The organism is Kaistia geumhonensis (genome assembly GCF_030815145.1).
GTDB lineage: Bacteria > Pseudomonadota > Alphaproteobacteria > Rhizobiales > Kaistiaceae > Kaistia > Kaistia geumhonensis.
This window is the reverse complement of the sequence record NZ_JAUSWJ010000001.1, coordinates 45,461-67,991: the sequence shown is the minus strand read 5'-3', so window position 1 is coordinate 67,991 and position 22,531 is coordinate 45,461. Positions and strand designations below refer to the sequence as shown.

The following is a 22,531-nucleotide window of genomic DNA, read 5'->3' as shown; positions in this document are numbered from 1 at the left end:
ATGGGCGCCTTCCCCCAACGCAAGACCCTATTGCCAGCGAAGGGGGCGGTCAACGTCCTTGATCGTAAGGCTTGGACAAACAAGCGATATTCCGGAAGCGCCGGCTACCAGCGCAGCAGGGCCGAGCCCCATGTGAAGCCGCCGCCCATCGCTTCGAGCAGGATCAGATCGCCACGCTTGATGCGCCCGTCCTCGCGTGCGACGGCAAGAGCCAGCGGGATCGACGCCGCCGAGGTGTTGCCGTGGTCGGCGACCGTGCGCACGACCTTCTCGCTGGCAATCCCGAGCTTCTTGGCGCTGCCGTCGATGATCCGGATATTGGCCTGGTGGGGCACGAACCAGTCGACGTCGTCGGCGCCATAGCCGGTCGCATGGAAGGCGTCCTCGATGACGTCGGTGATCATGCCGACGGCGTGCTTGAAGACCTCGCGGCCCTCCATGCGCAGATGACCCACCGTTCCGGTCGAGGACGGCCCGCCATCGACATAGAGCTTTTCGCGGTGGCGCCCGTCGGACCTCAGATGCGTCGTCAGCACGCCGCGATCCTCGCGCGTGCCATCCTGCACGGAAGCACCGAGCACCACGGCGCCGGCCCCGTCGCCGAACAGGACGCAGGTCGTACGGTCGGTCCAGTCGAGAATGCGGGAAAAGGTCTCGGCGCCGATCACGAGCACATGCTTGGCCTGGCTGGCGCGGATGAAGGCATCGGCCGTCGACAGCGCGAAGACGAAGCCCGAGCAGACGGCCTGCAGGTCGAAGGCCGAGCCGTGCTCCATGCCGAGCTTGCGCTGCACCGTGACGGCGGTCGAGGGGAAGGTATCGTCGGGCGTCGCCGTCGCGACGATGACCATGTCGATCGCGCCGATCGAAAGGCCGGCATCGGCGAGGGCCGCCACCGCCGCGGCGGTCGCTAGATCGGAGGTGAGCTCGCCCTCGGCCGCGATGTGGCGGGCCCGGATGCCGGTGCGCTGCACGATCCATTCGTCGGACGTCTCGACCATGGTCGAGAGCTCGGCATTGGTGAGCTTGCGTTCGGGCAGATAGCTGCCGCAGCCAAGGACAACCGATCGAATGAAGCTCACTTGGCGTCCCTTGCTTTCACTTGGCGTTCCATTGCTCCCGATGCGTCCAGCGCCGGCATCTCGGCCTCACTCGCCCTCTGCGAGGCTCGCCTCGGCGATTTCGCGCACGAATCCGTCGCGGTGATAATCCCCGAGATCCTGGCGAATCTTGGAGAGAAGCCCGTTCTTGACCATGCTGTAGCCGACCTCGATGGCATTGGCATAGCCGACGCCGTCCGTCCCGCCATGGCTCTTGATGACGATTCCATTGAGGCCGAGCAGCACGGCCCCGTTGGAAGCGCGCGGGTCAAGCTTCTGGCGAAGCTCGCGGAAGGCGCCGCGGGCGAAGAGATAACCGATGCGGCCCATGATGGTTCGGCCCATCGCATCGCGCAGATGCGCGGCAATCTGGCGCGCCGTTCCCTCGGCCGTCTTCAGCGCGATGTTGCCGGCGAAGGCGTCGGTCACAACGACATCGGCGGTGCCGCGGCCGATATCGTCGCCCTCGACGAAGCCGACATAGTTCAGATGGTCGAAATTCGCTTCCTTGAGGATCTGGCCCGCGACCCGGACCTCCTCGAGGCCCTTCATCTCCTCGACGCCGATATTGAGCAGGCCGACCGACGGCCGCGAGACATCGAGCAGGGCGCGCGCCATGGCGCCGCCCATCATCGCGAAATCGACGAGCTGCTGGGCATCGGCATTGATGGTCGCGCCGACATCCAGCACGACGCTTTCGCCGCGCAGCGTCGGCCAGAGCGCCGCCAGCGCCGGCCTCTCGATGCCGGCCATGGTGCGCAGGCAGAACTTCGACATCGCCATCAGCGCGCCGGTATTGCCGGCCGAGAGGGCAACGTCCGCCTCCCCCTTCTTGACCGCTTCCAGCGCGCGCCACATCGACGACTTCCAGCGGCCCTTGCGCAGCGCCTGGCTCGGCTTGTCGTCCATCTGCACCGTCACGTCGCAATGCGTGAAGGTCGATACGGCCTTGAGGCGGGGATAGGATTCGAGCAGCGGCTCGACGGCCGCGCTCTCGCCGAACAGCTGGAAGCTGACATCGGGCCGGCGCACCAGCGCGATATCCGCGCCCGCCAGCACGATCGACGGCCCCTTGTCGCCGCCCATGGCATCGATCGCAATTTTCACCATGGCCGTCGTCCGGTGCCCTTCATGCGCAGTCCAGCGCCCGCGCCGATGTCGCGGCGGCGCTGGAAAATACCCTTTTCGAGAGGCGACACAACCCCGGCCCTCAGTCCTTGGCGTCGCGCCTCAGCCCGGCGAGCGCCGCGAAGGGCGACGCAGACGGATCGGACGCCTCGCCGATCTCGGCGGCGAGGTCCGCTCCCGGCGCGCGGGGATAGGGGTCGATGCCGAGCGCCAGCTGCTCCGCGACGATCGCGCCGAGATCGATCACCGGCCCGGTGAGCGGATCCGGCGGATCATCCTCGTCGAAGGCGACGATCACCTCGGCCTCGGCGACCGTCTTCGGGTCGGCAGCCTTGTCCTGCGGCGGCAGGAAGGCGAGCTCGAAGGCATGGTCGAGATGCTGGGGCACCGGCTCCAGAGTGACCACGCAGGCCTGGACGAGATCGGCGATGAGCCGGCCCGAAACCTTGATGCCGACGCGCTGCCAGGGCGCGACGGTGAGCTCCGCGTCGAGCCGGTCGAGGGCGAGAAGGTCATACGCTTTCGCCAGCGCGGCACGCTCCTCGCCGGTCGCGTCGATGCGCTCCGAGAGCGCGCTATCGCCAAGTCGGCGGGTATCGAAGGGGCGCGACAGCGGCAGCGCATCCATCAGGCGGTCTCCGGAACGGGCAGGGCCGGGAAGCTCAGCGAGCCGGCGAGAATCCGATCGAGCGGCTGGCGCGCCAGATCGGCCGCCGACGCGACGACATAGGCGGCGATCCGCGGCACCGCCTCCCCGCCCCCGTCGGGAAAGAGATTGCGGGTGAGCGCGGCCTCGAGCGCGCCGAGATCGCCGGAGGAAAGCGCCGAATCATAGGCGGCCATGCGTCCGTAGAACGCCTCCGCCATCTTCTTCAGCTTCTTCGGGACGCCGATATCGCTGACGCCGAGTTCGCGCAGGCTCCGGTCCATATCCTTCAGGAAGATGTCGAACACCTCCTGGCCAAGGCGGCGGTTATCCTCGTTTTCGCCCTTGAGGCGATGAAACAGCAGGAAGCCGTGCAGGACGATCATGTCGAAGCGGCCATCCAGCGTGTCCGGCACCTTGTACGCGGCATAGAAGGCAGGCTGGCGGGCCTGCGCCACGATGGTGCCGTAAAGCGCATATGCTATGGCTTCGTTTCGGCGCCGCCTCGCGAACAGACGTTCAAACATCGGATCGATCTCCGGGATGCGTGTCGGCGGCCCCCTGCCAAACGATTTCCGTTCTCCCACCAGATGGGTCACGGCGGCGCGAAGGCAAAGGCGCCGGAGCGTGGCGGGCGTCGGAAGCCTTTGCGGCGGCGGTGCTCATTGTCACGAGCCCTAGCGCAGGCTAGGGAGATTGCCAACCCGTTCGTGGGGGCGGATGGACGCGGACAAGTCCGACAGGCTCGGATGACGGGAAGACGATGAGGGTTCAGGAGAGCAGCATGCGGTTTGGCGTGACGGATCAGCGGTTTGCCATCGGCCCGGCCGGCCGCGTCGGGGTCGTGCTGGTCGCGCTCGCCGCCGCCGGTGGACTGGCCGGCTGCAAGAGCACCAATATTTTGAACGGCGCCAACGAGACCTACCATTCAGGCTTCGTGATGCCCGCCAACGGCCTCGAGCAGATCCCGGTCGGCGCCAGCCAGGACCAGGTTCGTATCGTGCTCGGCACGCCGTCCACGACCAACGAGTTCGGCGGCGAGGTCTGGTACTACATCTCGCAGACCCGCTACAAACGCATGGAGTTCCAGAACTCCAAGATCATCGACCAGCGCGTGCTCGCCGTCTATTTCGACAAGAATCACGTCGTCGAGCGCGTCGCCGATTACGGCCTCAAGGACGGCCACGTCTTCGAGTTCATCACGCAGACGACGCCGACCGGCGGCAAGGACCAGGCCTTCCTGGAACAGGTGCTCACCGGCGCCCTCGGCGTCGGCGCCAGCAACCCGTTCGGCGGCGGCTGATCGGCCGGAGCCGCCGGCTCCCCTCGCGGATACGAAAATGCCCGGGACAAGCCCGGGCATTTTCATTCTTGGGCAAAAGGCGCCGCCCAGGAGGACCGCGCCTCGCTCGCGCTCAATGATGGGCGAGCACCGCGAGCAGCAGCAGCGCGACGATGTTCGTGATCTTGATCGCCGGGTTCACGGCCGGGCCGGCGGTATCCTTGTAGGGATCGCCGACGGTATCGCCGGTCACCGAGGCCTTGTGCGCGTCGGAACCCTTGAAGTGAGTCTGCCCGGACGCGTCGGTGAAGCCGTCCTCGAACGACTTCTTCGCATTGTCCCAGGCGCCGCCGCCGGACGTCATCGAGATGGCGACGAAGAGGCCCGTCACGATGACGCCGAGCAGCATCGCTCCCACGGCCGAGAAGGCTTCGCTCTTCCCCGCGATGGCGAGGATGATGAAGTAGACCACGATCGGCGCCAGAACCGGCAGCAGCGAGGGAATCACCATTTCGCGGATCGCCGCCTTGGTGAGGATGTCCACCGCCTTGCCATAGTCGGGCTTGTCGGTGCCGGCCATGATGCCCGGCTTCTCGCGGAACTGGCGCCGCACTTCCTCGACGATGGCGCCCGCCGCCCGGCCGACGGCGGTCATCGTGATGCCGCCGAAGATGTACGGGATCAGGCCGCCGAGCAGCAGGCCGACCACGACATAGGGGTTGGAGAGCGTGAAATCGGGAACGACGCCCTTGAAATACTGAAAGGCGGTCGCCCCCTCCTTGTTGGCTTCGGCGATGAAGTAGGAGAGATCGTAGTTGTAGGCTGCGAACAGCACGAGCGCGCCGAGACCGGCCGAGCCGATCGCGTAGCCCTTCGTGACCGCCTTGGTCGTGTTGCCGACCGCGTCCAGCGCGTCGGTCGACTTGCGCACCTCCTTGGGCAGGCCCGCCATCTCGGCGATGCCGCCGGCATTGTCGGTGACCGGGCCGAAGGCGTCGAGCGCGACCACCATGCCGGCGAGGCCGAGCATGGTAGAGACGGCGACGGCGGTGCCGAAGAGACCCGCCAGCGCATAGGTGACGATGATGCCGGCGACGATGACGATCGTCGGCAGAGCGGTCGCCTCCAGCGAGACGGCGAGGCCCTGGATGACGTTGGTGCCATGGCCGGTGACCGAGGCCTGGCTGATGGACCGCACCGGCCGATAGCCGATGCCGGTATAGTATTCGGTGATCCAGACGATCAGTCCGGTGACCACGAGGCCGACGACGCCGCAGAAGAAGAGGTTGGTGCCGTTGATCGTGGCGCCAGAGACGGTCGTCAGGTCGCCCCAGCCGGTGAAGAGCGTCGTCGCCACCGCGAGGCCGACGATCGAGAACAGCGCCGAGGCGATGAAGCCCTTGTAGAGCGCGCCCATGATCGACTGGCTCGGGCCGAGCTTGACGAAGAAGGTTCCGGCGATCGAGGTGAGGATGCAGACGGCGCCGATGCCCATCGGCAGGAGGATGATGCTGGGCAGCATCGGCGAGCCGGCGAAGAAGATCGCCGCCAGCACCATGGTCGCGACAAGCGTCACCGCATAGGTTTCGAAGAGGTCGGCCGCCATGCCGGCGCAGTCACCGACATTGTCGCCGACATTGTCGGCGATCGTGGCCGGGTTGCGCGGGTCATCCTCGGGAATGCCGGCCTCGACCTTTCCGACGAGATCGCCGCCGACATCGGCGCCCTTGGTGAAGATGCCACCGCCGAGGCGGGCGAAGATCGAGATCAGCGAGGCGCCAAAACCCAGTGCGACGAGGGCGTCGATCACGACGCGGTCGCCCGGCTGGTAACCGGAAAAGCCCGTCAGCACGAGGTAGTAGACCGAGACGCCGAGCAGCGCGAGGCCGGCCACGAGCATGCCGGTGATGGCGCCCGACTTGAAGGCGATGTCGAGGCCTTCCGCGAGGCTCTTGGTCGCCGCCTGCGCGGTGCGCACATTGGCGCGCACCGAGACGTTCATGCCGACGAAGCCCGCGATGGCCGACAGGATGGCACCGATCGCGAAGCCGATCGCGACCGTCAGCGACAGCAGGAGGGCGACGATGACGAAGATGACCACGCCGACGACGGCGATGGTTATGTACTGGCGGCGCAGATAGGCGCTGGCGCCCTCGCGGATCGCGGCGGCAATCTCCTGCATGCGCGCCGAGCCGGCGTCGGCGGCGAGCACGGACTGTGTCGCCCAGGCGCCATAGGCTAGCGCCACGAGCGCACAGAGTATGATCAGGTAAATCACGTCCTCTTCCCTCCCCTGTCCGGCCTAGATTATGCCGACGCAGGCGCGCCGGGCCGGCTTCGAATGCCGGGGAAGAGCACCGTTCCTCCCGTCTCTTTCCCAGCGGAACTAGAGTTGAGAACGGGTTTGGGCGGCGGTCAAGGGGAAGGCCGAGCGATTGTCCCGCGGGCCAGCGAGGCGAGCGCCAGCGCGGCGAGCGCGAGCGCGACCGTTGGGAAGACGATGCTGTTCACCGCGATCCATCCCGGACCGCCGATCAGCACCCCGGCAAAGAACGAGGCCAGCGCCGACATCGCGAAGATGAGGAAGTCGTTGAGGCCCTGGACGCGCCCGCGCTCCTCCGGACGATAGGTCTCGGTGAGCATCGCCGTCGCGCCGACGAAGCCGAAATTCCAGCCGATGCCGAGCAGGACGAGCGCGATCCAGAAATGCGCGAGCGTGATGCCGGCGATCGCCACGACCGAGCAGGCGCAGAGGATGAGAAGGCCGGCGATCACGATGGCATTCTTGCCAAAGCGTTCGATGAGGCGACCGGTGAAGTAGCTCGGCGCGAACATCGCGAGGACATGCCACTGGATGCCGAGGGCGGCGTCGTCCTGCGTCAGCCCGCAGCCCACCATCGCGATCGGCGCGGCGGTCATCACGAGGCTCATCATGGCATAGGAGGCCATGCCGCACAGCACGGCAGCGATGAAGCGCGGCTGGCGCATGATCACGAGGAGCGGCCGGCCGCGATCGTGACTGCTTCCGCGCGGGCGCGGCGGCACGAGATCGCGCACGCGGCTGACGATCAGCGCACCCACGACGGCGAGCACGGCGATGGAGGCATAGGCGCCGGCGAAGGGAATGGGGCTGAAGAGATCGCGGGTCAGGATGGCGGCCTGCGGACCGATGACGGCCGCGAGGATACCACCGGCCATCACGAGGCCGAGCGCACGGCTCCGCGCCATCTCGGTGCCGGCATCGACGGCCGCGAAGCGATATTGCTGCCCGAAGGCGGCGGACGCACCGATCAGGATCGAGGCCGCGGCGAACAGCCAGAACGAGCCCGCGACGATGGCGAGCGCCGTGAGCACGCCGCCGAGGATGCCGGGAACAGCGCCGAGGACGAGGCCGGCCCGCCGGCCGATGCGCGCCATCAGGATCGCCGCGGGGATGGTGGCGACGGCCGAGCCGAGCGTCAGCGCCGTCACCGGCACGGTCGCGAGCGACTTGTCGGGACCGAGCAGATAGACGCCGGCGAGGCCGCCGAAGGCGACGGCGATCGGCATCATCGAGCCGCCGAACGCGGTCGCCGCCGTCAGCACGATGGCGTTGCGCTTCACCGCGGCGTCGAGCGCGGCGCCTTCCAGCGGCTCAGAAGTGGTCATGCGACGCCCTCGCGAGATGGATGATCCGTCCCTCGCCGTCGACCACCTGCGGCGGGCCCGGCTCCGCGAGGATGGTGCCAATGCGGGTGACGGGAACGCCGACCGCCCCCGCCTCGGCCTCGAAGGCGGCAGCGCGGTCGGGCGGCACGGCGGCGAGGATCTCGTAGTCGTCGCCGCCGGAGAGGATGCTCACGAGCGCCGAAGGATCGGCGCCGACAAGCGCACGCGCCGCATCCGAGAGCGGTACGCGATCCGCCTCCAGCCGCGCGCCGACGCCGGAGGCCTTCAGCATATGGCCGAGATCTCCGACGAGCCCGTCCGACACGTCGAGCGCGGCATGGGCGTGCAGCCGCACCGCCTCGGCGAGGGCGAGACGTGGCCGCGGATGGAGATAGCGGTCGAGAAGATGCGCCTTCCCCTCCCCGGCGGCCGTGCCGTCGATGGTGCCGAGGCGCAGGCGGAGGCCGAGCGCAGCGTCGCCGATCGTGCCGCTGACATAGAGGGCATCGCCCGCCCGCGCGCCGGCGCGGCGCACCATGCCGCCATCCGGCACGGCGCCGATGGCCGTGATCGACAGCGTGAGCCCGCCGGCCGCGCGAACGGTGTCGCCGCCGAGAAGCGGGATGCCGTAGGCGGATTGGTCGCCGGCGAGCCCGGCCGCGAAATCGGCCATCCATGCGGGGGTCCAATCGCCCGGCAGAGCGAGGCCGAGCAGATAGCCGACAGGCCGCGCGCCCTTCGCCGCGAGATCGGACAGATTGACCCGAAGCGCCTTGCGGGCTATCGAGACGGCAGGGTCGTCGGGAAAGAAGTGAACGCCGGCCGCCACCATGTCCTTGGTGAGGACCAGTGTCTGGCCGGGCGGCGGCACGAAGGCCGCCGCGTCGTCGGTGAGATTCAGCGCGGCGGGATCGTCCGCCAGCGGTCGCAGGTAGCGGGCGATCAGATCGAACTCGCCCGGCCGCGCCGCATCCTCAGCCATTTCGGCCCCGGCTGTCGCCTTCGAACTCGGCCGGTCGCAGGCGGCGGGCGGTCGTGTCGAGCACGGCATTCACCAGCCGCAACTCGTCGCCGTCGCCGAAGAAGGCGCGCGCGACATCGACATATTCGGTGATCACGACCTTGCCCGGCACATCCTTGCGCCCGACGAGCTCATAGGCGCCGCAGCGCAGGATGGCGCGCAGCGTCACATCGATGCGCGACAGCGGCCAGTCTGCCGAAAGCGAGGTGTGGATCACCGGGTCGAGATTGCGCTGCTCGCGGACGACGCCGGCGATGATGTCGCGGAAGAAGGCGGCGTCGGCGTTGCGATACTGCTCGCCGTCCACTTCCTTCCCGAGGCGGAAATTCTCGAACTCGGCGACGACCTCGGTGAGCGAGGCGCCGCCGACATCCATCTGGTAGAGCGCCTGCACCGCGGCGAGGCGCGCGACGCCCCGCTGGTTGGCGGGCCGGATCATGCGGGGAACCGGCCCCGAGGCTGGCGCCTTGTCGGCTGGCGGCATGTCAGAGCCCGAATTTCTTGCGGAGCGCGATCATGGTCAGCGCCGCGTCGGCCGCCGCGCCACCCTTGTTCTTGTCGCTCGCCTTGGCGCGGGCCCAGGCCTGCTCGTCGTTCTCGACCGTCAGGATGCCGTTGCCGACGGCCAGCGCCTCGATCACCGCCATGTCCATGATGGCGCGGGCCGATTCGTTGGCGACGATGTCGTAATGCGTGGTCTCGCCGCGGATCACAGTGCCGAGCACGACGAAGCCGTCGTAATCGGCCTCGCCGTCCTCCATGGCCGCCAGCGCCATCGAAAGCGCGGCGGGAATCTCCAGCACGCCCGGAACGGAGATGCGCTCGAAGGTGGCGCCGGCCTTCGTGAGGGCCTGGCTCGCGCCCTCGAAGAGCGCATCGGCGATATCCTCGTAGAAGCGGGCCTCGATGACGAGGAGATGGGGGGCAGCGTCGCTCATGTCGGAAATGGCCTTGCTGGTCGGGATCGGGCGGCAGGTGAACCATGCGCCTCCGGCAGTGTAAAGCGAAAAGGCACGGCGCGCGCGCCATGCCGCGCCGCCGGCCGTGATCGCAATCCGCCCGGCCCGCCCGCCGCATTCGCGCGCTGCCCATGACGGCGGCTCGCAGCGCCGCATCATGAGGCTTGCGCCCGTCCGGGCGGCTTCCGAAACTGCCGCTTCGCCCTCCCGAAGTTGACGTGCCGACGAGGACTGCCCATGCCGCACATCGTGAATATCGACCAGGCGCTGGAGACCGTGCGCGCCTGGCGCGGCGTCGATCACGTCTTCTCGGATATCGATCCGGCCCGGACGGCGCATCTCGTGATCGACATGCAGAACGCGTTCCTCGAGGAGGGAGCCGAGCTGGAGGTGCCGCTTTCGCGCGACACGGTCGACAACATCAACCGCATCTCGTCCGCGATGCGCGCCAGGGGCGGGCTCAACATCTTCACGCGCATGTCGCTCGACGCCGATGTCGAGGAGCGCTGGACCATCTGGCTCGGCTATTTCTGCGACAAGCGCCGGTCGGACAATGTGAAGGCGATCCTGCGCCCCGGCACCCATGGCCGCGAGATCTACGCCGGGATCGAGGTCGCGGAGGGCGACATCGTCATGGACAAGAACCGCTATTCCTGCTTCGCGCCGGGCGCCTCGCCGCTGCAGTCGATCCTCGCCGAGCGCGGCATCGACACGCTCATCATCTCGGGCACCGTGACGAATTGCTGCTGCGAATCGACGGCCCGCGACGCGATGCAGATGAACTACCGGGTGATCTTCACCTCGGACGCGACCTCGGCGCTGAACGACGCCGACCACAACGCCTCGCTCACCAACATGGTGACCATCTTCGCCGACGTGATGTCGACGGACGAGGTGATCGGCTTCATCGAGAACCCCCTGCCTGTCTCCCTGTGAAGGCGGCGGCGGTCAGGCCTCGTTGAGACGCGCGACATAGCGGGCCATCTGGTCGACCTCGAGATGCACGCGGTCGCCGATCTGGCGCGCGCCCCAGGTCGTCACGTCGGCCTGAAGCGTGTGCGGGATGAGCAGGACCGAGAAGCGATCGCCGTCGACCCAGTTGACCGTGAGCGACGTGCCGTCCAGCGCCACCGAGCCCTTGGTGGCGATGAAGCGGGCATAGGCATGCGGTACCTCGAAGACGAAACGGGTCGTCTCGCCGAGATCCTCGCGGGCGACGATCGTGGCCAGCGCATCCACATGGCCGGACACCATATGGCCGCCGAGCTCGTCGCCGATCTTCAGCGAGCGCTCCAGATTGATGCGCGTGCCGGCGTCCCATTTCGCGACCTCGGTGAGTGCCAGCGTCTCCGGCGCCGCCTCGACGTCGAAACGCGTGCCGCCCTCGGCCTTCGGATCGAGCGAGATCACGGTGAGGCAAACGCCCGCGCAGGCGATCGAGGCGCCGATGGCGATCGTCGCCGGGTCGTAGACGCTGTCGATGGTGATGCGGTGCACGTCGTTGCGCCGCTCGACGGCGGTCACGGTGCCGACATCGGTGATGATCCCGGTGAACATGGTCAGGTGGTCCTTTCGAAGCGGATCAGGCGGTCCTCGCCGAGCGAAACGTCCTCGACGATGCGATAGCGCGGGCTGCGCTCGATGGCGGAGAGGGCTCCTCCGGCGAGCGCCCGCACGCCATCCGGGCCGATCACAACCGGCGCGCGGAACAGCACGACCTCGTCGGCCAGCCCCTGCCCCACGAAACTCGCCGCGATGCGGGCGCCGCCCTCGACCAGGAGCCGCGTGATGCCGCGCTCGGCGAGATGGCGCATGACGGCCCTGATATCGAGACCGCCGCTCCCGGTGCCGACCGTCAGGACGGTCACACCCGCCTCCTCGAGCCGCGCGACGGCCGAGGGCGGCGCTTCCGGGCCGACGAACAGCCAGAGCGGCACCTCGTGCGCGCCAGCGACGAGCGCCGAGCCCGGAGCGAGCCGGGCATCGGCGTCGAGCACGATGCGGATCGGCGAGAGATGGCGCAGGCCCGGGACGCGAACCGCGAGGCTCGGATCGTGGACGAGCGCCGTTTCGATGCCGATCAGCGAGGCGTCGCTCTCGATCCTCAACATCTGCAGGCGGCGAAAGGCCTCGGGCCCGGAAACGAGCATCCGCTCGCCGCTCTTGCGCCCGATCATGCCGTCGGCCGAAACGGCCAGCTTCAGCGTGACATGCGGCCGGCCGTCGCGCACGACGCTGACGAAGCCGGCATGGGCGCGGCGCGCCTCCTCGCCGAGCACGCCGGCGGTCACATCGATCCCCGCCTCGCGCAGCCGCGCATAGCCGGATCGGGTCCGGCGCGGATCGGGGTCGTCCATCGCGGAGACGAGGCGCGTGACACCCGCCGCGATCAACGCATCGGTTTCGGAATAGCCGTCGCCGTGGCGCATCATCGGCTCGAGCGTCGTGTAGAAGGTTGCGCCCCGCGCTGCCTCGCCGGCCTCGGTGAGCGCCGCGACGGTGGCAGGCGTGAGCCCGGCCGGCGATGTCACGCCGCGGCCAACGACGACAGGCTGGCCGCTGTCGAAACGAACGACGAGCGCGCCGACAGACGGGGCTGGGTGGGTGCGGCCCTGGTTGCGCCGCCCATGCCGCAGGGCAGCCGCCATCAGCCGCCGATCGGTCTCGGGATCGCTCGTGAGCCGCGCCGCGTCCGTCATGCTGCCCCCGGCGACGGCACGCGGGCCGCGGCGTCGCGACTATTTCCGATCGAGTTCCACCGGCTCCGGCGACGCGAGTTCGCTGAGGACGGTCGAGAAATCCTTCGCCTCGCGGAAGTTCCGGTAGACCGAGGCGAATCTCACATAGGCAACGTCGTCGAGCCCTTTCAATCCCTCCATGACCAGCACGCCGATCTGGTCGGAATTGACTTCGCTCTCGCCGCTGCTCTCGAGCTGGCGGACCACGCCGTTGATCATCCGCTCGACCCGCTCCGGCTCGACCGGACGTTTCCTGAGCGCGATCTCCACCGAGCGCATCAGCTTGTCGCGATCGAAGGGAACGCGGCGCCCGCTCTTCTTGAGCACGGTCAGCTCACGCAGCTGGACGCGCTCGAAGGTCGTGAAACGGCCGCCGCAGGTCGTGCAGACCCGGCGGCGGCGGATCGAGTTGCTGTCCTCCGACGGACGCGAATCCTTGACCTGCGTATCGTCGCTTCCGCAATAGGGACAGCGCATGGCGGACTTTCGTCAGGAATAGATCGGGAAGCGATCGGTGAGCGCGTGGACACGCTCCTTGACCGACGCCTCGACGAGCGGCGCGCTGCCGTCCTCGGACTGGGCGACCGCGCCCAGCACCTCGGCGATCAGACGGCCGACCTCCTGGAACTCGGCGACGCCGAAGCCGCGGGTGGTCGCCGCCGGCGTGCCGAGACGGATTCCCGAGGTCACGAACGGCTTCTCCGGATCATAGGGAATGCCGTTCTTGTTGCAGGTGAGCCCGGCGCGCACGAGCGCCTTCTCGGAGATGTTGCCGCGCAGGCCCTTCGGACGAAGATCGACCAGCATCAGGTGGTTATCGGTGCCGCCCGAGACGATGTCGAAGCCGGCAGCGCGCAACGTTTCCGCAAGCGCACGAGCGTTTTCGACGACGTTCTTCGCGTAGATCTTGAAGTCGGGACGCAGCGCCTCGCCGAAGGCCACCGCCTTGGCGGCGATCACATGCATCAGCGGCCCGCCCTGGAGGCCCGGGAAGACGGCCGAGTTGATCTTCTTGGCGATCGCCTCGTCATTGGTGAGGATGAGGCCGCCCCGCGGACCGCGCAGCGACTTGTGCGTCGTCGAGGTCACGACATGCGCATAGGGCATCGGCGAGGGATGCACGCCGCCGGCGACGAGGCCGGAGAAATGCGCCATGTCGACCATGAGATAGGCGCCGACCGAATCGGCGATCTCGCGGAAGCGCTTGAAATCCCAGACGCGCGAATAGGCGGTGCCGCCGGCGATGATCAGCTTCGGCTTCGACTCCTCGGCGATCCTCTGGATCTCCTCATAGTCGAGCAGCTGGTCCTCGCGGCGCACGCCATAGGGCGCCACCTTGAACCACTTGCCGGACATGTTGACCGACGACCCGTGCGTCAGGTGTCCGCCCGCCGCGAGGTCGAGGCCCATGAAGGTGTCGCCCGGCTCCAGGAGCGCCAGGAAGACCGCCTGGTTCATCTGGCTGCCGGAATTCGGCTGCACATTGGCGAAGCCGGCGCCGAACAGCTTCTTGGCGCGCTCGATGGCCAGCGTCTCGGCGATGTCGACGAATTCACAGCCGCCGTAGTAGCGCTTGCCCGGATAACCCTCGGCATATTTGTTGGTCATGATCGAGCCCTGCGCCTCGAGCACGGCGCGGGACACGATGTTCTCGGAAGCGATCAGCTCGATATCGCCCTGCTGGCGACCGAGCTCCTTCGCGATCGCATCGGCAATCTCGGGATCGGACTCCGCGAGACTGCGATTGAAGAAGTCGGCCGTGGTGGCCGGGCGCGCGCTATCGATCAGCGACATGGCGATGTTCCTTCTCCTCGGGCAGGCGGAAAGGACGCGCCGCACCGGACGGCGGCACGTACCATATCATGCGGTCGGCGCCAAGGCGCCAACCTATCGATGGTGGGTGTGCGAAGGCGACGCGCGCCCTACTGCAACGCGATCTGGCCGACGCCGTCGCGGTTGTAGATGTCGTTGCGGAAATAGACCGCGCCGTCCGGGGTCGCCCAGGCGGTGATATATTCGAGATAGACCGGAATCTCGGGCTTCAGGTTCACGTCGACCCGCTCGCCGGTCTTGAAGATCTCGTCGATGCGCGAGCGCGGGAACTCCGGATTATCGCGCAGCAGCCAGGCGATGACCTGGCGAACATTCTGCACACGCACGCAACCCGACGAGTCGAAGCGCTCGACATTGCCGAAGATGTCCTTCAGCGGCGTGTCGTGCATGTAGACGTCCTCGTCGTTGTGGAACGAGATGCGCACGGTGCCCAGCGAGTTGAAATCGCCCGGATCCTGCCGGAAGAGATAGCCCTTGGTCGCCTGGTCGGTGTTCCAGTCGATCGCCGTGGGCGGCACCTCGATGCCGGCATTGTCGTAGATGCGGATATGCTTCTTGGTCAGGTAGTCCGGCTGCTTCTGCATCAGCGGGATCAGGTCCTTGCGGATGATCGAGGCCGGCACCGTCCAGTAGGGGTTGAAGCTGATGCGATAGATCTTGGAGTTAAGGATCGGCGTCTCGCGGTCGATCTTGCCGACCACCGCCGTGTGGCGCGAGATGACCCGCAGCCCTTCCACCACCTCGATCGAGGCGGCCGGCACGTTGACCATGACGTAGCGATCGCCGAGCGGGCCGGACATGGCCTTGAGGCGCACCAGATTGGTCTGAAGCTGCGCCAGGCGAACATCCGCCGGCACGTTCATCATGCCAACCGTCGCGAAGCCAAGCACACCGTCGGCCGGCAGCCCGTGCCGCGCCTGGAACCGGCGCAGGGCAGCATCGACATAGGAATCGAAGGTCTCGGACGAGGGAATGCCGGGCGCGAGATCGCCGGAGACCGTGAGGCGCTGGCGCAGGATCACCACGGCCGGATCGCGCATGCCGAGGCTCAGCTTCTGATCGCCCGGAACCTGCGGCCAGCCGCCGGCAGCGACGATTTCATTATAGCGAGCAATGGCACCCTCGACGGCCATCGAGGTCGATGGCGAGAGGATCGGCTCGCTGGTGCGCACCGAGGCGACGCCGCCCGTGCCGGCATCGAAACCGTCCGAAGCCTCCTGGAACGAGCTCTGCAGCATCTGCTGGATCGGATCGACGCCCTGCGCGAAGGCCGAGCCGGCGCCGAGCGCCGACACGGCCGCGCCACCGGCGAGGAATTTCAGCATGTTGCGCCGCGAAAGACCGCGCAGCCCGGAAGTCATGCCATCGAAGGAGGGACGCTTGGAGGAACCGCTCATCAGTCCGATCTCTTCATTGCTGGAACCGGCGCTGCGCCAGGGTTTCGAGGCGCCTGCCCCGCTCCGCACCGCGACATCGGTTCTCGCGGATCACCATCCGCTTTGCTGCACATGCTAACGCGAAAGCACGCCCGACGCGCGCCCCACATCGTTCCGGCTTCGTTTTCACGCCAGTATGGCGCTTTCATGTCACGGGTTCGGCCGGAAGCCCGAGGTTTCCGGCGATGATGGCGGCCGATGGTTACCGCCGGGTTCACGCGCTCCACGCGGTTCGGCAGTCGCGACCGGATGACGTCAGCGGACTGAAAAGGCGAAGGCCCCGCCGCTGTTGCGACGGAGCCTGCCGGCCTGACCCAGGGGTGGGGATATGGGAAACTTCAGAGCCGGTAGAGGATCTGGTCGGTCCAGAAGCGCTCGAGGCGGTGGAGCGACTTGTTGATCAGCTGGAAGTCGTCGATCGCGATGCCGCCGACCTGCTGGATCGAGCGGATGTGGCGCTCGTAGAGATTGCCGACGATGTTGGCGATCTCCTGGCCCTTCGGCGTCAGGCTGACTCGGACCGAGCGGCGGTCCATCCGCGAGCGCTGGTGGTGGATGTAGCCCATCTCGACCAGCTTCTTGAGATTGTAGGAGACGTTCGAGCCGAGATAATAGCCGCGCGAGCGAAGTTCTCCGGCCGTCAGCTCCGAGTCGCCGATGTTGAACAGCAACAGCGCCTGGACGCTGTTCACGTCGGAACGGCCCGAACGGTCGAACTCGTCCTTGATCACATCGAGAAGGCGGCGATGAAGCCGCTCGACCAGCGTCAGCGCCTCCATGTATAGGGGCTTCAGCTCAGCCGGGGTCTGCGGTTGATTGAGCGAATCCACTGTCCGCTTCGCGTTGATCATCTCGAGGCCTCTCTGTTTCGTGGCGAGTATTCTTCCCGCCTCATGAGAAGGGACCTTAAGCGGCCGATTTGAAGATCAGCTTAAACATCACACTTAACAGCCACTTACCTCGGATTTGGGCATTCGAGACGAGTTTTAGCGTTAAAGACTGGTGTCCCGGCGGGGTTCCCGCTGCCGCTCAATCGGCCCTCGCTGCCTGGCGGCGCTCCATGAAGACGAGGCCGAGAAACACCGCGAGCGCCAGCACATGGAAGCCGACGATGATCGGATCGACGCCGAAGGTCTCCGCGAACGCGGTGTGGATCGCGATCTCGAACACCGCCGCATAGACCCAGAGCACGTTCCCCCAGGCGACCCGCATCCACAGTCCGACGGCGGCGACGAGATCGACCACCGCCAGATGGACGGTGACGAAGCGCCAGGCCGTCGTCATGGTCTCGAACGACCAGCCCGCCTCGTCGAAGATTCCGGCGATGTAGAGCCACTGGCGCAGGCCGAGCAAAAGCAGCAGGGCCGCGATGCCCCGCAGATAGATGGTGAGCGCCAGCGCCCACGGATTGTCGGGCTCGCTCGGAAGCTGGGTCACCTCATGGTCCATCATCCGCGATCCCTCGCTGCTGGCTCGTGTCGCTCGCCCCTGCCCTCTCCGGATAGTTGACGGCGGCACCGCCGTCAAAGCCGTGCGACCGACGCTGCAGCGCACTGGCGGTGCGCGCGCGCCTCCGATATCATTGCGTTCATGTCCACGCTTTCGGCGATTGCCAGAATCCGTCCGGCCTCCTCCGGGGCCGCCCTGCCCGCTGCGCTCCGCGCAACAACCGGCGCGTCCCGCGCCGCGACGAACGGGCGCTGAGCGACGAGACAGCCATGCCCTGGGGCGATATCGCCATCATCGCGGTCCTGATCGCGTTCAATGCCTTCTTCGCCATGTCCGAGATTGCCGTCGTCTCGTCGCGCCCGGCGCGGCTTCAGTCGATGGCTGCCGAGGGCGTGCCCGGCGCCAGCGCGGCGCTTCGCCTGTCGGAAGATCCGACTGGCTTCCTCTCGGCGGTCCAGATCGGCATCACGCTGGTCGCCATTCTCTCCGGCGCCTTCGGCGAAGCCGAACTCGCGGCGCCGCTGCGCATCTTCCTTGCCGACGCCTTCCCGGCGCTCGGCGCGCGGGCGGATACGATCGCGACCGTGACGGTCGTCGTCGGCCTCGCCTATTTCTCGCTCATCTGCGGCGAGCTGGTGCCGAAGCGGCTCAGCCTCACCAATCCGGAGCGCATCGCCTGCATCGTGGCGCGGCCGGTGAGTCTCCTCGCCCGCATCGCGCACCCGATCGTCTTCTTCCTGCGCATCTCGACCAACACGGTCATGCGCCTGCTCGGCAAGAACGAGAACGACGAGCGCGGCGTCACCGAGGAAGAGGTGAAGACCCTCATCGCCGAAGGCACGGAGAGCGGCGTCTTCCACAAGGCCGAGCGCGAGATGATCGAGGGCGTCATCCGCGTCGCCGACCGCTCGGTGCGCTCCATCATGGTCCCGCGCCCCGACGTGCTCTGGCTCGACGCCGACGACACGCCGGAAAATGTCGCTAGAGAGATTCTCGAAGGCGGCCATTCGCGCTTCCCGGTCAGCCGCGGCGACATCGACGCCGTGATCGGCATCGTCCATGCCAAGGACCTCCTGGAGCAGCTTCGCAAGGGCGAGCCGATCGACCTCGCCGCCGTCGTGCGCGAGCCGCTCTATGTCGACGAGCGCATGCCGATCCTCAACATGCTCGATCGTTTCCGGACCTCGAACGTGCACATGGCGATCGTCCTCGACGAATACGGCACCTTCCAGGGCGTCGTGACGCCGATGGATATCCTGACCGCCATCGCCGGCGACCTGCCCGAGCGGGCCGGCGACGACGAGCCCGACGCCGTGCAGCGCGAGGACGGCTCCTGGCTGATCGACGGCAGCGCCACGATCGACGTCGTCGAGCGCGTCCTGGGGCTGAAGTCGCTGGCGAGCGACGAGGACTATGCGACCGTCGCCGGCTTCATGCTGCACAAGTTCGGACATATCCCGGCACCGGGCGAGCATTTCGCCCATGACGGCTGGTGCTTCGAGGTCGTCGACCTCGACGGGCGTCGCATCGACAAGGTGCTGGTCTACAGGATCGAGGCGAAGCCGGCCGCGTGAGCCGTCATCGCCGCGGCAGCAGCCGGCCGCGGAAAGGAACTTCATCATGACAAGTGAACAGCGCTTCCAGCGCCACGACATGGACGCCATCCTCGGCGGCCGGCGCATGCGCCGCAACCGCCGGGCCGACTGGACGCGCCGGCTGGTGCGCGAGACCGTCCTGACCGTCGACGACCTGATCTGGCCGATCTTCCTCGTCGACGGCGATGGCGTGCGCCAGCCTGTGCCCTCCATGCCCGGCGTCGAGCGCTATTCGGTCGACCAGGCCGTGATCGAAGCCGAGAAGGCCGCGGCGCTCGGCATTCCGGCGATTGCTCTCTTCCCCTTCACCGAACCGACGCTTCGCGATCTCTCCGGCTCCGAATCGCTCAATCCGGACAATCTCGTCTGCCGCGCCTGCCGTGCCATCAAGGCGGCGGTTCCCGAAATCGGTCTCATCACCGACGTGGCCCTCGACCCCTATACGAGCCATGGCCATGACGGCGTCATGGACGGGCATGTGATCCTCAATGACGAGAGCGTCGCCCTGCTGGTCCGCCAGGCGCTCAACCAGGCGGCGGCCGGCGCCGACGTCATCGCGCCCTCCGACATGATGGACGGTCGCGTCGGCGCGATCCGCGACAGCCTGGACACCGCCGGGTTCGACGACGTGCAGATCATGGCCTACTCGGCCAAATACGCCTCGGCCTTCTACGGCCCGTTCCGCGACGCCATCGGCACCTCGAAGACCCTCGTCGGCGACAAGCGCACCTATCAGATGGACTTCGCCAACAGCGACGAGGCGCTGCGCGAGGTCGAGCTCGACATCGCCGAAGGCGCCGACATGATCATGGTCAAGCCCGGCCTGCCCTATCTCGACATCGTCCGCCGCGTGAAGGACAATTTCGCCATGCCGACCTTCGCCTATCAGGTGTCGGGCGAATACGCGATGATCCGGGCCGCGGAGCAGAACGGCTGGATCGACGGCGAGAGGGCGATGGTGGAGAGCCTGTGGGCCTTCAAGCGGGCCGGAGCGGACGGCATCCTCACTTATTTCGCGCCCTTCGTCGCGCCGCTGCTGAAGCGCTGACAGCGAGGCGGCGGCGGGAATGCGGCGGATCGTTCTCGCAGCGCTCGCCATCGTCGCGGCGCTGGGGCTGGCCGCCTGCAGCGATGTCGACCGCCAGCAGTCGATCGTCTGCGTCGCCATCGCCACAGCGATCGGACCCGACGGCCGTCCCGTCACGATCCGTTCGGTCGAGCCACTGAGCGGCGCCACCAATGCCGTGCGCGTGATCTTCACCGCCGAGGGCGACCCGCGCACGCTCTTCGCGGATTGCGCGTTCGCCGGCGGGTCGTTCAGCGCGGGGCGAACCGACATCCTGGCGGTCCGCGGCTTTTCCGGGCGGATGCCGGAATGGCGGCTCGGCCTCCTGAAGCGCTGGTTTCTGGAACAGCCTGGCGCCGTGCAGGCGGCCGTGTCGGAAGCGGGATGGGCCCCGCCGCGCTACGCCCTCCTCCCGATCGCCCTGCCCGCCTGGGCGGGCTATGCCGTGCAGCAGGTCGTCAACGCCCTCAACGTCGCCGCCTTCTACGTGCCGCTGGCTCTCGCCTATGCGCTCATCTACGGCCTCGTCGGGCGCCTCAACATGGCCTTCGGCGATTTCGCGATGATCGGCGGCTTCGGCGCGGTCTTCGGCGTCGTGACGGCGGCGACCGCCCATGTGCCCTCGCTCGTCACCGTGATGCTGGTCTCCCTCGCCGCCTCGGTCTCGCTCACCGCCCTTTTCGGCTATCTGACGGCGCGTACCGTCGTGATGCCGCTCCTGGCGCGACCGCCCCGCGCCTTCATCGTCGCCACCGTCGGGCTCGGCATCGTCGTTTCCGAGGGGGTACGCATCGCGCAGGGATCGCGCGAGATCTGGCTGCAGCCGATGCTCGGCGATCAGGTGCTCATCGCGGCGGGCCCGTTCCCCGTGGTCGTGACGGTGATGCGGATCGTCATTCTCGCGATGTCCGCGCTCGCGGTCGTCTGGCTGTTCGCGATCCTCGCGCGGTCGGCCTTCGGCAGGGCCTGGCGCGCGGTCGCCGAAGACGCGCTCGCGGCGCGGCTGTTCGGCATCGATGTCGCGGCGGTGACCGGCGTCACCTTCATCCTCGCCTCCAGCCTCGCCTCGCTGTCCGGCTCGATCCTGGCGCTCGGCTATGGCGGCACATCCTTCTCGGCGGGGTTGATGCTCGGCCTCAAGGCGCTCATCGCCTGCCTGATCGGTGGCGGCACGCCCCGCGGGGCCCTTGTCGGCGCGCTGCTGCTCGCAGCCATCGAGACCGGCTGGGCGGCGGTCTTCGGGCCCGGCGAGCGCGACATCGCCGTGCTGGCCATCATCACGCTTCTCTTCCTGCTGCGACCTGACGGACTGTTCGGCCGCAGGGCTGCGCTTGAGGAGGGACGGCCGATCCGTCTATCGTGACGGGTGCCGGAGGGCAGTCATGCATGCGCCAGCAGAGACGGCCGACGCCGTCGCCATTCCCACCATCGACGACATCCGCGACGCCGCCCGCGCCATCGAGGGCAGCGTGCTCAGGACACCGTTCCTCCCGGCGCCCCGGCTCGGCCAGCTCACCGGCGCCGAGGTCTTCGTCAAATACGAGAATCTCCAGGTCACCTCCGCCTTCAAGGAGCGCGGCGCGCTGGTAAAGCTCCTTTCGCTCGATGACGACGAGCGGCGGGCCGGCGTCGTCGCCATGTCGGCCGGCAACCACGCCCAGGCGGTCGCCTATCACGCCGCGCGACTCGGCATTCCGGCGACCATCGTGATGCCGGCCACGACCCCCTTCGTGAAGATCGAGGCGACCCGCTCCTTCGGCGCCCGCGTCGTGGTCGAGGGCGAGACGCTCGCCGAGTCGCAGGCCGTCGCCGCGCGGATCGCCGAGACGACGGGCGCAGTCTGGGTGCATCCCTATGACGATCGCCATGTCATCGCGGGCCAGGGCACGGTCGCGCTTGAGATGATCGAGAGCGGCATCCCGCTGGACTGCCTGGTCGTGCCGGTCGGCGGCGGCGGGCTCATCGGCGGCATGGCGATCGCCGCCAAGGCGCTGTCGCCGCGGCTCGAGGTCATCGGCGTCGAGACCGAGCTCTACCCTTCGATGCGGGCGGCACTCGACGGGACTTCGCAGGAATGCGGCGGCAACTCGCTCGCCGAAGGCATCGCCGTCAAGAATGTCGGGCGGCTCACGCTCGCCATCGCCCGGCAGTTCGTCGATGACGTCCTGCTCGTGCCGGAAAGCGCCATCGAACGCGCGGTGAACGCCTATCTCACGCTGCAGAAGACCATGGCCGAGGGCGCGGGCGCGGCCGGGCTCGCCGCGCTCCTCGCCTATCCGGAGCGCTTTGCCGGCAAGCGCATCGGGCTCGTGCTCTGCGGCGGCAATATCGACCCGCGCCTCGCCGCCTCGATCATGGTCCGCGAGCTCGCCCGCGCCGGCAAGATCGTCGCCGTGCGCCTCACCATTCCCGACCGGCCAGGCGTGCTCGGCGACATCGCGGCGACCATCGGCGCCTGCGGCGGCAACATCCTCGAAGTGCACCACAACCGCACGCTGCTCTCGGTGCCGGCCAAGGGCGCGATCGTCGACGTCACCATCGAGACGCATGGGCCGGCGCATACCGACGAGATCGAGCGGGCGCTCGAGGCGCGCCACTACCGCGTCGACCGCCTCGCGGCGCCGTAGGCC

General features: G+C 67.8%; 22 protein-coding genes. 6 read left to right on the top strand and 16 right to left on the bottom strand.

The annotated features are described in order from the left end of the window. Positions 1-104: 104 nt before the first annotated feature. The 4 genes from QO015_RS00380 to QO015_RS00365 all read right to left on the bottom strand — a co-directional run bounded on the left by QO015_RS00380 (position 105) and on the right by QO015_RS00365 (position 3,401). Positions 105-1,082, bottom strand: coding sequence for a beta-ketoacyl-ACP synthase III (locus QO015_RS00380; RefSeq protein WP_266282213.1), 978 nt, complete (start codon positions 1,080-1,082; stop codon positions 105-107). A 66-nt stretch (positions 1,083-1,148) separates the two neighbouring features. Next, complete coding sequence (gene plsX / locus QO015_RS00375; RefSeq protein ID WP_266282214.1) at positions 1,149-2,210, bottom strand: phosphate acyltransferase PlsX; 1,062 nt, start codon at positions 2,208-2,210, stop codon at positions 1,149-1,151. 100 nt (positions 2,211-2,310) lie between these two features. Next, on the bottom strand, positions 2,311-2,856 hold the full coding sequence (locus QO015_RS00370; protein ID WP_266282216.1) for a YceD family protein: 546 nt from the start codon (positions 2,854-2,856) through the stop codon (positions 2,311-2,313). Then, the gene (locus QO015_RS00365; protein ID WP_266282218.1) at positions 2,856-3,401 is read right to left on the bottom strand and encodes a ubiquinol-cytochrome C chaperone family protein; all 546 of its coding nucleotides are present in this window, start codon (positions 3,399-3,401) and stop codon (positions 2,856-2,858) included. Before QO015_RS00365 ends, QO015_RS00370 begins: the two co-directional genes overlap by 1 nt. A gap of 257 nt (positions 3,402-3,658) precedes the next feature. Here QO015_RS00365 and QO015_RS00360 point away from each other — a divergent pair, with 257 nt between their 5' ends. Continuing rightward, entirely contained in the window at positions 3,659-4,177 is a 519-nt protein-coding gene (locus QO015_RS00360; protein ID WP_266282219.1) for an outer membrane protein assembly factor BamE, read from the top strand. 112 nt (positions 4,178-4,289) lie between these two features. On the opposite strand, the gene QO015_RS00355 is transcribed toward QO015_RS00360, so the two are convergent. From QO015_RS00355 to ribH, 5 genes are all read right to left on the bottom strand, one after another. Beyond that, positions 4,290-6,425, bottom strand: coding sequence for a sodium-translocating pyrophosphatase (locus tag QO015_RS00355; RefSeq protein WP_370877445.1), 2,136 nt, complete (start codon positions 6,423-6,425; stop codon positions 4,290-4,292). Between the two features lie 146 nt (positions 6,426-6,571). Then, on the bottom strand, positions 6,572-7,804 hold the full coding sequence (locus QO015_RS00350) for an MFS transporter (protein ID WP_266282221.1): 1,233 nt from the start codon (positions 7,802-7,804) through the stop codon (positions 6,572-6,574). Next, the gene (gene thiL, locus QO015_RS00345; RefSeq protein ID WP_266282222.1) at positions 7,791-8,786 is read right to left on the bottom strand and encodes a thiamine-phosphate kinase; all 996 of its coding nucleotides are present in this window, start codon (positions 8,784-8,786) and stop codon (positions 7,791-7,793) included. Before thiL ends, QO015_RS00350 begins: the two co-directional genes overlap by 14 nt. Then, complete coding sequence (nusB, locus tag QO015_RS00340) at positions 8,779-9,309, bottom strand: transcription antitermination factor NusB (RefSeq protein WP_266282223.1); 531 nt, start codon at positions 9,307-9,309, stop codon at positions 8,779-8,781. Before nusB ends, thiL begins: the two co-directional genes overlap by 8 nt. Position 9,310: 1 nt before the next feature. Then, entirely contained in the window at positions 9,311-9,763 is a 453-nt protein-coding gene (gene ribH, locus QO015_RS00335; protein ID WP_266282224.1) for a 6,7-dimethyl-8-ribityllumazine synthase, read from the bottom strand. Between the two features lie 258 nt (positions 9,764-10,021). Between ribH and QO015_RS00330 the strand changes: the two genes are divergently transcribed. Continuing rightward, entirely contained in the window at positions 10,022-10,720 is a 699-nt protein-coding gene (locus QO015_RS00330; RefSeq protein WP_266282225.1) for an isochorismatase family protein, read from the top strand. A 12-nt stretch (positions 10,721-10,732) separates the two neighbouring features. Here QO015_RS00330 and QO015_RS00325 read toward each other — a convergent pair whose 3' ends face one another. The 7 genes from QO015_RS00325 to QO015_RS00295 form a co-directional block, all read right to left on the bottom strand. Further along, the gene (locus QO015_RS00325) at positions 10,733-11,341 is read right to left on the bottom strand and encodes a riboflavin synthase (RefSeq protein WP_266282226.1); all 609 of its coding nucleotides are present in this window, start codon (positions 11,339-11,341) and stop codon (positions 10,733-10,735) included. Between the two features lie 2 nt (positions 11,342-11,343). Next, positions 11,344-12,483, bottom strand: a complete 1,140-nt coding sequence (gene ribD / locus QO015_RS00320; protein WP_266282227.1) for a bifunctional diaminohydroxyphosphoribosylaminopyrimidine deaminase/5-amino-6-(5-phosphoribosylamino)uracil reductase RibD — start codon at positions 12,481-12,483, stop codon at positions 11,344-11,346. A gap of 39 nt (positions 12,484-12,522) precedes the next feature. After that, on the bottom strand, positions 12,523-12,999 hold the full coding sequence (gene nrdR, locus QO015_RS00315; RefSeq protein WP_266282228.1) for a transcriptional regulator NrdR: 477 nt from the start codon (positions 12,997-12,999) through the stop codon (positions 12,523-12,525). Between the two features lie 12 nt (positions 13,000-13,011). After that, positions 13,012-14,316: a serine hydroxymethyltransferase gene (glyA, locus tag QO015_RS00310; RefSeq protein WP_266282229.1), complete on the bottom strand. Its 1,305-nt coding sequence runs from the start codon at positions 14,314-14,316 to the stop codon at positions 13,012-13,014. A 128-nt stretch (positions 14,317-14,444) separates the two neighbouring features. Further along, the gene (locus tag QO015_RS00305; RefSeq protein WP_266282230.1) at positions 14,445-15,752 is read right to left on the bottom strand and encodes a L,D-transpeptidase family protein; all 1,308 of its coding nucleotides are present in this window, start codon (positions 15,750-15,752) and stop codon (positions 14,445-14,447) included. 377 nt (positions 15,753-16,129) lie between these two features. Then, a complete protein-coding gene (gene ldtR / locus QO015_RS00300; protein WP_266282231.1) occupies positions 16,130-16,642 on the bottom strand; it encodes a transcriptional regulator LdtR in 513 nt (170 codons plus the stop codon). A gap of 178 nt (positions 16,643-16,820) precedes the next feature. Next, positions 16,821-17,243, bottom strand: a complete 423-nt coding sequence (locus QO015_RS00295) for a DUF6163 family protein (protein ID WP_266282232.1) — start codon at positions 17,241-17,243, stop codon at positions 16,821-16,823. Positions 17,244-17,509: 266 nt separating this feature from the next. On the opposite strand from QO015_RS00295, the gene QO015_RS00290 reads away from it, so the two are divergent. From QO015_RS00290 to QO015_RS00275, 4 genes are read left to right on the top strand one after another with little or no spacing between them, the layout of a single operon-like run. Beyond that, the gene (locus QO015_RS00290; protein WP_266282233.1) at positions 17,510-18,814 is read left to right on the top strand and encodes a hemolysin family protein; all 1,305 of its coding nucleotides are present in this window, start codon (positions 17,510-17,512) and stop codon (positions 18,812-18,814) included. 46 nt (positions 18,815-18,860) lie between these two features. Beyond that, a complete protein-coding gene (gene hemB / locus QO015_RS00285; RefSeq protein ID WP_266282234.1) occupies positions 18,861-19,883 on the top strand; it encodes a porphobilinogen synthase in 1,023 nt (340 codons plus the stop codon). A 19-nt stretch (positions 19,884-19,902) separates the two neighbouring features. After that, positions 19,903-21,264 carry a branched-chain amino acid ABC transporter permease gene (locus QO015_RS00280; RefSeq protein WP_266282235.1) on the top strand — a complete coding sequence of 454 codons (1,362 nt, stop codon included), beginning with the start codon at positions 19,903-19,905 and terminating at the stop codon, positions 21,262-21,264. Between the two features lie 19 nt (positions 21,265-21,283). Then, a complete protein-coding gene (locus QO015_RS00275; protein ID WP_266282236.1) occupies positions 21,284-22,528 on the top strand; it encodes a threonine ammonia-lyase in 1,245 nt (414 codons plus the stop codon). The last annotated feature ends 3 nt before the right edge of the window (positions 22,529-22,531 follow it).

Excerpts from the sequence above, each read along its gene's own strand:
- plsX (WP_266282214.1), bottom strand. The coding sequence starts at position 2,210 with ATGGTGAAAATTGCGATCGATGCCATGGGCGGCGACAAGGGGCCGTCG.
- QO015_RS00370 (WP_266282216.1), bottom strand. The coding sequence starts at position 2,856 with ATGGATGCGCTGCCGCTGTCGCGCCCCTTCGATACCCGCCGACTTGGC.
- QO015_RS00365 (WP_266282218.1), bottom strand. The coding sequence starts at position 3,401 with ATGTTTGAACGTCTGTTCGCGAGGCGGCGCCGAAACGAAGCCATAGCA.
- QO015_RS00360 (WP_266282219.1), top strand. The coding sequence starts at position 3,659 with ATGCGGTTTGGCGTGACGGATCAGCGGTTTGCCATCGGCCCGGCCGGC.
- QO015_RS00350 (WP_266282221.1), bottom strand. The coding sequence starts at position 7,804 with ATGACCACTTCTGAGCCGCTGGAAGGCGCCGCGCTCGACGCCGCGGTG.
- thiL (WP_266282222.1), bottom strand. The coding sequence starts at position 8,786 with ATGGCTGAGGATGCGGCGCGGCCGGGCGAGTTCGATCTGATCGCCCGC.
- nusB (WP_266282223.1), bottom strand. The coding sequence starts at position 9,309 with ATGCCGCCAGCCGACAAGGCGCCAGCCTCGGGGCCGGTTCCCCGCATG.
- ribH (WP_266282224.1), bottom strand. The coding sequence starts at position 9,763 with ATGAGCGACGCTGCCCCCCATCTCCTCGTCATCGAGGCCCGCTTCTAC.
- QO015_RS00330 (WP_266282225.1), top strand. The coding sequence starts at position 10,022 with ATGCCGCACATCGTGAATATCGACCAGGCGCTGGAGACCGTGCGCGCC.
- QO015_RS00325 (WP_266282226.1), bottom strand. The coding sequence starts at position 11,341 with ATGTTCACCGGGATCATCACCGATGTCGGCACCGTGACCGCCGTCGAG.
- ribD (WP_266282227.1), bottom strand. The coding sequence starts at position 12,483 with ATGACGGACGCGGCGCGGCTCACGAGCGATCCCGAGACCGATCGGCGG.
- nrdR (WP_266282228.1), bottom strand. The coding sequence starts at position 12,999 with ATGCGCTGTCCCTATTGCGGAAGCGACGATACGCAGGTCAAGGATTCG.
- glyA (WP_266282229.1), bottom strand. The coding sequence starts at position 14,316 with ATGTCGCTGATCGATAGCGCGCGCCCGGCCACCACGGCCGACTTCTTC.
- QO015_RS00305 (WP_266282230.1), bottom strand. The coding sequence starts at position 15,752 with ATGAGCGGTTCCTCCAAGCGTCCCTCCTTCGATGGCATGACTTCCGGG.
- ldtR (WP_266282231.1), bottom strand. The coding sequence starts at position 16,642 with ATGATCAACGCGAAGCGGACAGTGGATTCGCTCAATCAACCGCAGACC.
- QO015_RS00295 (WP_266282232.1), bottom strand. The coding sequence starts at position 17,243 with ATGATGGACCATGAGGTGACCCAGCTTCCGAGCGAGCCCGACAATCCG.
- QO015_RS00290 (WP_266282233.1), top strand. The coding sequence starts at position 17,510 with ATGCCCTGGGGCGATATCGCCATCATCGCGGTCCTGATCGCGTTCAAT.
- hemB (WP_266282234.1), top strand. The coding sequence starts at position 18,861 with ATGACAAGTGAACAGCGCTTCCAGCGCCACGACATGGACGCCATCCTC.
- QO015_RS00280 (WP_266282235.1), top strand. The coding sequence starts at position 19,903 with ATGCGGCGGATCGTTCTCGCAGCGCTCGCCATCGTCGCGGCGCTGGGG.
- QO015_RS00275 (WP_266282236.1), top strand. The coding sequence starts at position 21,284 with ATGCATGCGCCAGCAGAGACGGCCGACGCCGTCGCCATTCCCACCATC.